Raw genomic sequence first — 7056 nt, forward strand, 5'->3', positions numbered from 1 at the left:
TTATCTATTTTTCGCAACTCTTCTCTGGATAGGTGCATGCGAACTCAGAACGTGGATAGATCTCGTAAAAAACGTTGTGACCCTTAAACTATCGTGATCTTCTTTTTTTGTCCAATCTTTTTTTGTGTGGAATGAGGGGGGTGAACGGTTACCAAGCTTTAACTGTCCTGCTTCAAACTTTCGTAGTCCGGTCAAAACTTCTTTCGGATCAACAATAATTTTCTCTCCTTCAGGTCTTTTACTCTTGTCACCTAAAAAAGGGAGAAAGGGGTCCGGTCGATCTTCAAACTTATAATCAAATTCATGGTACCCATGGAGAGTAGTTGCAGGGGAAACCTGTTCTGTTGCGTTTCCTGGCTGTTCGTTCGCCTGCACCTGAACCCAGAGGAGTCCTGCCAAGGTCAGAATGGCTGTGAATATACATCTGTGGTGTAGAATAGCTCTCATGGTATGATCTCCTTTTGAAATGAATAGATAGTGAGCCTATGCTTATTTTCTTCTGTCCACCAGATAGCATATACCAAATCTGCCTCTAGAGGCAACTGGAAATACATAACCGTTTGAAATTATATCGGTAAAAACAGACACTGCTTTCTGTAGAGATAAGAATGATAACTCTTTCTATGTATCGTACTAATATAAAGAATATTTTTTCTGATACAACGTTTTTTTCTTGTTGACAGAGAAAATAGTACAATGTAGTATGTCTTTCACACTAAAGCAGTGAGTAACTATCTGAGCCCCAAGGGTTTTTCTCTGTCGGGCAGAGGTGATGTTCATCGTATCTCATCAATATTGAGGAAAACACTGCTTCAGTTCTCTGTCGCCTTTTTCTCAGGCGGCAAAACAGAACAAGCTTGACCTGTTCTGTATGCATCATAACAACGGCAAACCTTAGTTCAACTAAGCGGGTGCCCTGCTTTCCGGGTGAAACGGAAAGTTGATAAAGCCACAACCGTTGCGAGGCGGTGTCGGAAAGCCACGGATCTCCAGGGAGGAGACAGCCGGGTTGCCTGCTTTACCTATAAACCTATATCCGGAGGTATGTTATGAAAACTTTATTCCATTCAGCTACATTTTCCAATCGTAACGGCAAATCATTTGCACCGTCTTCAATTACGGTCACCCGTAAAAAGAACCGCTTCAGAAAAGAGATGAACAACTCGGCAGTCCGTCGCAAGACCCGTTTCTCGCCCGGCCTGCTTGTTGATTATACCCTTTTCTCCTACATATTGGCCGTTGATGCGGGGCTGACAGCAGAAGGGTTTCTCCGCAATCGCTTATCAGGAGGCAAGAGAACTCTTCCGTCAGCATAACCAGCTGACAGAGTTTGAAGAACTGATCGGGTCTCGCTTGCAAGGCTGATACCCGGTCAGTTCACGCTTCCCTCTTTCCCACCTCCCTGCATTTTCCGTCTTCACCATGTCAGTTATTCTCGTGCCAGTAGAACTCAATATTTTGAAAAGGCAGGTTGATCGCCTGAATATGATAAAAGGCGTTTTTGCGATGCTTGCTGTAATGATATTCCCGCAATGTCTTGGTGGTGATAAACAAGTTGTTGCGCACTCCCTCCAGGTAAAACTGGGCATGACTGATCAGTAACTGGGAAATATCTAACAGGGCATAGTTCCCTTCCTGCCGAGCAGCAGTAAAGAAAGCGTTTCTGTAGAATGAATAGTCAAAGATATGTTCCTGTTTGCTGCGCTGCTCGTCCCCATAGACCACGGCAGTGTCTCGCAAGAGCATCAGATGAACATAGTTATTGATTTCATCGTTGCAGGCAAGGCTGAACACATCCTCACGTACTCCGAGCAGGATCGTACTGCTCTTGTCCAGCACCTCAATATCCATTTCATTTTTCAGGATTGCCGAGCGCAGGCGGTATTCCACCCCGTTTATCCTAAGAAAAAAAAGCTCGTCGCTGTACAGGGCCTGGAGTTTTGTATCACGGCGGATAATCTCGTTTAAGGTATTGGTGTCATCAAAGAGTTCTGGACTGATGACACGTTCCTTCTTCGTATAAGGGCTTTGCAGGGGGCGTTGCAGTTTCTTCAGATTATTATTCAGGAAAAGGCGTTGCGCATAAGCGGCGATTTTTTCAGGAGGCAGAGGAGGCCAGCGGTCTGGTGCATCCTGATAGAGTTGCTTCTGGAGCAGGCAGGTGTAGCTTTTTCTGAGCCCGGTCTCCTGGCGGACAAAGGTGCAGCCAAGGTTGCAGTGCGCTAGCCACGGGCAGCAGGCGCAGTCATCGTCAATGTCGAGGAGGTTTTCATTGCGCTCCATCATGTTCCAGCCGTTATTAATCACCGCCTCCACGCCGTCCGTGAAGATATTGCCGTAACGATAGGCCGGGGAAGACTGGCCACGAGGGCAGGAAAAGACCTCGCCATCAAACTGGAGTAGAAAGAACTTGCCCCCGCAGTTGATTGAGGAACAGCAAAACTCCGGGGTAAACTCCTTGAACCACTCGGTGCGCAAGGGGTTTTCCAGGGAGGTACCAACAAAAGCCTTTTTCACTGCCTGATAGAAGCGAACCTGTTCCGCATCTGTGAGCATGGCTGCACCTTGGTCTTGTTGCTGAAGTTGCTGGAACTTGTTTTTGTTTTCAGCTGAGTCAAAACCGAACATGACGTTGAAGCGGCTCATGTCCAGGCCGATCTCGTCATGGAGATACTTGATCTCGGCAATGAAGTCCTCAACCGCCTCTAAGTGAGCTCGGGTGACCACACAGGAGATTTTCTTATTATGGGGATAGGCAGCCAGGAGCTTGAGGTTCTTTCGGATCTGGTTCAAGGTACTACGGCCTTGCCTGTCCCGGCGGAACTGCTCATGCAGGCGAAGGGGGAGATCCACGCTGCCGCTGATTGAAACCCGGTGTTTAACAAAGACATCCCAATGTCGCTGAAAATCAAAGAGGTTGGTTTTGATATGGGGCGGACTGACCCGGAAACTCTGGGCCTTAATCTTCTCGCCATAATGTGCATAATGGCGGGCAGCAATGCTGAATAAGCCATCAAGCAGCTCTGAGGAAAGGGTAGTGACCTCGCCGCCATGAAAGGAGAGGTTAAAGGGCAGGTAACCATGCGCCAGCAGCTGCTCCAGGGCGGTGTTCAAGGTGCCGAGCACCTTGTCCGGGTCCGGCTTGGCAGCAGCGGTCAGATCGCCCAAATAACAGTACCGGCAACGCATGTTGCAGAACGTGGTCGGCACATAGAGCAGGTGGATAGCCTTGCTGAACGGGCTTGGAGGCTGATTGGCTTGCTGATCTGTTTTTATTATATTGTCTGTCATCTCAAGCTGCGAACCACCAGAAATAGAGCAGGAGTCCCACATTGAGGAGCAGAACGGCTACTCGTATTCTCCTATTCCAAGCGTCATTACGGGCCTTGTTCGCGGTGTATGTTATGAATTGGCTGGTTTTTGTCTGGACAGAGAGGAGGGTGGGGAATTCCAGACGACGGGTCGGCCTGATGAAAAGGCGGCCATCCCGATTGCGGGCAAGCCTGCCTTGGACGGTAACATACTCGTTATGGAGTATGAAATGCTCTGTGAGCTGATATTTTTTGTACTTGAAATTATCCCGAACCTTCACCCGTGGCGGGCATTGCGTCTGCGTCTTTTCTTTGGTATGCAGACCGTTGCAAAGCTCGGTGAACTCTGCAACGTCTATATATACCCGGTGGTTCTTGTCAACAAGTTCCACTTCCTCGGAAGACTGCTCACGCACTAACGGCTTGCGCAGGGTTTCCCACCCCTTGTCCGGTTTCTTTTTCTTGACCTGCCATTCAACGATCATTAGCGCACTATAGTAAGCGCATTCACCGTCGCTCAATGGCAGGCGGTGTGTTTGTTCCTCTGCTATCCTGCCGTTAAAAAGGACATAGCAGTCAATCAGGTCAGGACTGAACGGTGCCGGATTTTCTGCCATCCAGGCCCTTCTCTTGAATGCCTCAATTTTGCGCCATTGACAGAAAGCTATGAACAGGAACAGCACAGGCAGGATATACGAGAAGAATAAATACGGAACCCCGCGTTCAGCAACAGGAACGGCATGAAACAGCAAGCTGATATGTTGAATACCTGCTGTGAAAAGCAGAAGAAGTATGCTTATGAATATATTCTCGGCCATAGCAATAGTCTCCGATTTAGTTATCCGTTGTTGTTATTGTTATTATTCCCGTTATTATTATTGTTGTTGTTATTGTTGTTGTTATTGTTACTGCTGAAGCCGAACTCCCATTCTGTAGTTGCGCCGCTGCCCTTTTCTCCCTCTGGGCCAAGGTAATAGAGCGGGTCAAGCCGGGTTATCCGTTTGCCGTCAAAGCGGAGATAGTCTGTGCCATTTTCCCCAGGTAGCGTTTCAGCCCCGCTCATGCCATCAAGGGTAAAGAGATAAAGGGTATTATTGCGGAAGAGCACATAAGGATATCGCAGGTCGTTAGAGATGAGGTGGGCGGTAATGATCTCTTGGGCTTCTGTTATATCCTTGATGCCGGTCTGTTGTAAATAGCTGTTCAACTTCTTTTTCATCGCCTCTTTGTCTTTGATCGCTGAGGACGATTCCATTTCCAAATCTATCATGATGCGCTCCTCCTGCGCTGGGAATGTTATGAGGGGTGAAAGACTTCATTCTCCTTTTTGTCCGATAGAACTTCATGTGAAAGTAATCAGAGCAGGAGTTGAAAAAAGTATAGCAATCTTCAACTCCCATATTTTCAACGCCCTGTTTTACATCTCCATATCCAGAATATCCACTATCCTGCCGTTATAGTTGCTGCGGATCAGGGAAATAAGCTCATCATAGTTATCCACTCGGACGGTGAGGCTGGTCACAGCAGAACCGCTGAAGCCGGGCAGGGTGTAGGTGCCGTTGCCGGACACACTGACCTCATCGCCTGCGGTGCCGCGTTTTTCCATTGCCTGTAGGCTCAGGGTGAGGCGATTATCGGTCAGGTCAAAGATGGCCTGGATGCGGATCTGTTCATCCGCTGTCATCTCGGCGGAGGTGGCGACCACATACGGGGCCGGGGCATTGCCGGTCAGGATGCCGACTTCCTGCGGGTTGTTGGCGCTGAAGCCGCTCAGGTCCAGGGGCGAGCGCAGCCTGCGCCCGTAGGTGCCGGTACGTATGGAGCCGTTTTCGGTGTAGCGGGTGCTCAGGGAGAGGATGTACTCATTATTCCACGGATCATCCTGGGCCGGGATGTGCGGAACCACCAGCACCTCGGTGTTGGAGACGGAAGCGAATTGGGTCTGAGCGGTTTCGCCGCTGCGGGTTCCTTCGATGAGACAGCCGCAGTCCGGGTCTTTGCGGTCAAAGAGGAGGTTGGTCCCGTTGAGGTGGAGCACACCGTCGGGGTTGAGCACATCGTTCAGCTCCAGGGTGGTGTCTTCGGCAGACAGCATGACCGGGGCTTTTTTTTTCGGAGGCAACCGCTCCAGATGGGCGTTCTGCTGAACAGCCCGGACAAAAGGACGGGAGGGCGAAACCTTGACCCGCAGAAGTTCGTCCATAGGCGGGAGCGGATCATCCGGGGCATCCAGGCGGGCATGAAAGGATAGGCGATAGGAAAAGGCGTCCTCCAGAGTAACCTGAGTGCCGTTGATGAGCATATCTTTGATTTCCTCATTGGCATCCTGAAGCAGGGTTTTGATCTCATCCGCAGGCCAGCCCGGATGCTTTGCTGCTAAACGGGCCGCCAGCTCGTCATAGCCTGCCACATCATGAGGAACAAAGCGGAGTTGATAAGAACCGGGGGTGGTCAGGTAGTTGGGTTCGGGTCGATATTGCGCAGTAGCCATACTCTTCTCCTCTTGGGTTTAAGGTATTGATACAACCGGACAATCAATGTGGATGTTCCAGAATAGGAGGCATATCCCTGTTTGTCAAGAAAATATATTGAATTATGTAATTTTATGACGATCGGGCAGGGGGTTGAGGGAAAAAGGCGGGGCGGTCCCGGTACGGTGTTGCGGTGGGGCCTGCGTTCGGGATGATTTTCTGCGCACGATGGAGCGAGAGAAGTACCTACGTATGAGGGAGGAAGATGCCTAGTTAGGAAGGAGGCTCATAAGTAGTTATCTCTCTCCTTCCTAACTAGGCAGTTTAGAATCTCACAAACGTTATTGACTTTATCTCATAAGCACTATCGAGATTATCTCATACGTGCTTGTGAGATGAAGTCACACGGGCGTGTGAGATTGGGTTGAATGTGTTATTGAGGAGAAGTTGGGCAGGTGGTGGAGGTATTTTCGGAACAGGGGGTGAGCAGCTTGTACTATACTCGTTTGGGGGCGGGTATCATCCAGGTATGTCTCCGGGACTTACCTATATGGTACTGAGAGACTTACCTATGTATGTGTCCGGGACTTACCTGTATGGTCGCGGGGGAGATAAGGGGATGGGGGGAGGGGTTGAGTGAGTGTTCTCGTAAAACTTTAATTTTGGAGAACGGAAATTACATTGCCTTTCTTGTTCAATATGAATATTTGGTGCTCAATATTATACCCACCATAAGAGTTTTTGGCTCGGTATTTACATCGCACCATATAGCCATTGTCTGTCTTCGCAACCGAACTCCATTCAATTGCCTCGAATGAATCCGGGTCTTTGAGGTTTCTTTTAAGGTATGCCTTTACTTGATAGACGGAACCGTCCCAAGCACTATTGGAGACTCTCTCTGTAGTTGTATTGCTTATGGATCGAGAGGGTTTGCTATTTTTGCTTGTCGGTGAATTAGCTGTAAACATTGAAAAGATAACCATCACAACAAAGCCGCCAAAGACCAGCACTAAACACCCTGAGCATCCCTTTAGCGAGTTGCGATCAACCTTATTCTTGTTTTCTTGCTTTGGTTGCTCCTCCTTTAAAGGCTCTCCGCAATAAGGACAGCTCTCAGCATTTCTTGAAATTTCTTTTTTGCATATAGCAATACCTTCGCCAATCAATTGTCAATCTCTTCTGGATGATTATTATTGTGTAAACGATAAATCATTCAGGAGAACAAAATGGACATTTTAAGCATACTCTGTTGTTTAACCCCTTGCCTTGACAAC

The 7056-nt window shown here is 48.7% G+C and carries 7 protein-coding genes and 1 riboswitch; of the genes, 1 reads left to right on the forward strand and 6 read right to left on the reverse strand.

All coding sequences use genetic code 11. From position 1 onward, the window contains the following. Positions 1 to 447: a hypothetical protein gene (locus L2082_RS17585; RefSeq protein WP_446012044.1), complete on the reverse strand. Its 447-nt coding sequence runs from the start codon at positions 445 to 447 to the stop codon at positions 1 to 3. A 491-nt stretch (positions 448 to 938) separates the two neighbouring features. Next, a riboswitch (cyclic di-GMP riboswitch) is annotated at positions 939 to 1017 on the forward strand. 32 nt (positions 1018 to 1049) lie between these two features. Here L2082_RS17585 and L2082_RS17590 point away from each other — a divergent pair. After that, complete coding sequence (locus tag L2082_RS17590) at positions 1050 to 1316, forward strand: hypothetical protein (protein WP_446010251.1); 267 nt, start codon at positions 1050 to 1052, stop codon at positions 1314 to 1316. Between the two features lie 109 nt (positions 1317 to 1425). On the opposite strand, the gene L2082_RS17595 is transcribed toward L2082_RS17590, so the two are convergent. The 5 genes from L2082_RS17595 to L2082_RS17615 form a co-directional block, all read right to left on the reverse strand. Continuing rightward, positions 1426 to 3291 carry an SPASM domain-containing protein gene (locus L2082_RS17595; protein ID WP_446010252.1) on the reverse strand — a complete coding sequence of 622 codons (1866 nt, stop codon included), beginning with the start codon at positions 3289 to 3291 and terminating at the stop codon, positions 1426 to 1428. A gap of 1 nt (position 3292) precedes the next feature. Beyond that, positions 3293 to 4129, reverse strand: coding sequence for a hypothetical protein (locus L2082_RS17600; protein WP_446010253.1), 837 nt, complete (start codon positions 4127 to 4129; stop codon positions 3293 to 3295). Positions 4130 to 4149: 20 nt separating this feature from the next. Beyond that, a complete protein-coding gene (locus L2082_RS17605; protein ID WP_446010254.1) occupies positions 4150 to 4581 on the reverse strand; it encodes a hypothetical protein in 432 nt (143 codons plus the stop codon). Positions 4582 to 4728: 147 nt separating this feature from the next. Then, positions 4729 to 5802 carry a hypothetical protein gene (locus L2082_RS17610; RefSeq protein ID WP_446010255.1) on the reverse strand — a complete coding sequence of 358 codons (1074 nt, stop codon included), beginning with the start codon at positions 5800 to 5802 and terminating at the stop codon, positions 4729 to 4731. A 636-nt stretch (positions 5803 to 6438) separates the two neighbouring features. Continuing rightward, entirely contained in the window at positions 6439 to 6948 is a 510-nt protein-coding gene (locus L2082_RS17615; protein ID WP_446010256.1) for a hypothetical protein, read from the reverse strand. Positions 6949 to 7056 lie beyond the last annotated feature (108 nt).

Source organism: Candidatus Electrothrix sp. (genome assembly GCF_052785085.1).